Origin of the sequence: Acetobacter cibinongensis (genome assembly GCF_000963925.1) — a bacterium.
Lineage (GTDB): Bacteria > Pseudomonadota > Alphaproteobacteria > Acetobacterales > Acetobacteraceae > Acetobacter > Acetobacter cibinongensis.
In genome coordinates this window covers 1-2,416 of the sequence record NZ_BAMV01000074.1, presented here as the reverse complement: position 1 = coordinate 2,416, position 2,416 = coordinate 1, and the positions used below count along the sequence as shown (strand labels likewise).

Genomic DNA, 2,416 nt, shown 5'->3' with positions numbered 1-2,416 from the left:
TGAGCAATGCCGGGACCATCTCCAACGGCACATTGGTGTCCTCTGCAACGCTGTCTGTCACCAGTGGTGGTGTGACCAGCAATGTCGTTGTCTCCGGCGGCACAGAAACGCTTTACCAGAATGGGAGTGCTGTTTCTGCTGTAGTAGAAGCCGACGGCAACGCTGTGGGCCAGATCATTGCGTCTGGTGGTAGTGTGCAGACGGCTACTGTCAATTTTGGCGGTTCTATTGACCTACTCAGCGGAGCCTCTGCTGACCATGTAACATTGACTGATTCCAATGCTGGCCTGACGGTGTTCAGCACTGGGAGTGCAACGAACACGGTTGCGGATAAAGGCACGGTTTTTGTTTCGGGGGGACAACTCTCCTCTACGACAGTTGGTAGTGGTTTTGTTTTTGTCAATGCCAGCGGCCATGCTGATAATACAACCGTTTCGACAGGTCGTGTTCAGGCTTGGGATGGTGGGGTTGTCAGTTCCACGACTGTAACCGGTAGTGGCTCTGTTGTTGTATTTGGTACAGGCGTGGCTTCCGGGACTGTCCTGCAGGGAGGCTCTGCTGGTCTGGCTGTCTTCCAGGGTGGCACGGCTACCAACACGACAGTAGGTAATGGCGCATATATCTCCGCAGTTTCAGGAACACTTGCAGGACAGACCATTGCATCTAACGGGAGCGTAGTTTCGCTGGACGCCGACAGTAAACTTGAAGGCAGTCTGACATTAGAAGATGGAGCAAAGGCAACGCTCTTTGCTGGTGCGGGCGGTACCGTCATTATGGATGGTAGCCAAAACACTGGCCTTGTCGTCAGCGGTCTGGCATCCGGCGGTAATTTGTCAACAGTTATCAGCGGTTTCGACGGAACATCCGGAGGACACTCCGATGGGATTATGATTGCTGGTCTGAGCAAAGAGAATGTGAAGTCTGTTGTCAATTCTACGGATGGAAACTCTGTCACGATTGATCTTGTGAGTGGCAGCCCGATCGTTTTAAATATTCTTGGAATTGGTACGCAGCAATACATTGAGTTCACTCAGAATGGTATGCTGTTTGAAGTTTGCTTCCTTGCGGGTTCGATGATCCGGACGACTGCTGGAGATGTGGCGGTAGAAACACTCTGCATTGGCGACCTTGTGCAGACTTGGGACTGGAAGGCGAAGCGGGCAGTCGAGCGTTCTGTAATCTGGACTGGTCGTAAGAGCATGACTGTCAGAACTGATCTTGCCGACGATCAGGCAGGTTATCCGGTTCGCATCCGCAAAGATGCGATTGCAGATAATGTGCCAAGTCAGGATCTACTGGTTACCCCGGAACATTGCCTGTTTTTTGAGAATCTCTTTGTGCCGGTGCGTATGCTGGTCAATGGCAGCAGTATTTTCTACGATCGTTCCATTACGGCTTACGACTACTTCCATATTGAGACAGAAGAACATGCCGTTATATGGGCTAACGACATGCTGACAGAAAGCTATCTGGATACAGGTAACCGCAGCACTTTCCAGCAGGATGGCGGTGTTGTCCGTCTGTTTGCCAGAGCATCTGAAAAAACATGGGATGCCGATGGTGCAACGAACCTTTGCGTTGAGCGTAGTTTTGTTGAGCCTTTGTTCAATACTCTAGCAGATCGTGCAGCAGCACAGGGTTTTGCCTATCAGGCAGAAGTTTTGGAAGTGACACAGGATTCTGACATTCATCTGGTGACAACTCTGGGTCAGATTATTCGTCCTGCTCGTCAGAAGAATGGTAGTGTTGTTTTCATGCTTCCGGCAGATGTAGAAGCGGTGCAGATTACAACCCGTACAAGTCAGCCAAGCCAAGCGGTTGGTCCGTTCGTCGATGACCGTCGCCAACTTGGAGTACTTGTCGGCCAGGTGGCTTTGTTTGATGGAAAAAACAACCACGCGATCACCACACATCTCGATCAGCAAGATTTATTGGGTTGGGATGTGCAGGAATCTGTGCCTTGTCGTTGGACGAACGGAAATGCAACATTACCTCTTCCGGTTATGCAAGGTAAAGGCTTGCGGATGCTGACTCTTCAGATCATTGCGGCAGGTCCGTATGTAATAAATAAGGTGAATAAAAAAATAAGAAACCTTGAAAACGTTGGTTAAACACTAAAGAATCAAAAATCCCCTCTCTTGTGAAAGAGAGGGGATTTTTGGTGAAAACATTAAAATATTAGAGCAAAAATTATTTGTTTTAATCCGTAGGTCTTTTTCTGGCGGCCGTTCGGAGTGCCCGCAGCTTTGGGGATAGGGCATTTCTTGTAAAAATCTTTCTGAACTCCGCCATTCTGAATTTTTCAGGGAGGTAAATCTGTCGATCAGTTTTCCGTTCTGATTTTCAATGATGTGATCTCCTAGGCTCAGGCCTCATTTTTTGAGGTAGAAGATGAAGCTTGCTGCGATGTGGATAG

Annotated in this window: 1 protein-coding gene; it reads left to right on the top strand. The window is 49.0% G+C overall.

Annotation, left to right across the window (positions count from 1 at the left end; all coding sequences use genetic code 11):
* Positions 1-2,111 (top strand): Hint domain-containing protein (locus Abci_RS13915; RefSeq protein WP_048839771.1); only part of this gene is annotated, 2,111 nt, incomplete at its 5' end.
* Between the last annotated feature and the right edge of the window lie 305 nt (positions 2,112-2,416).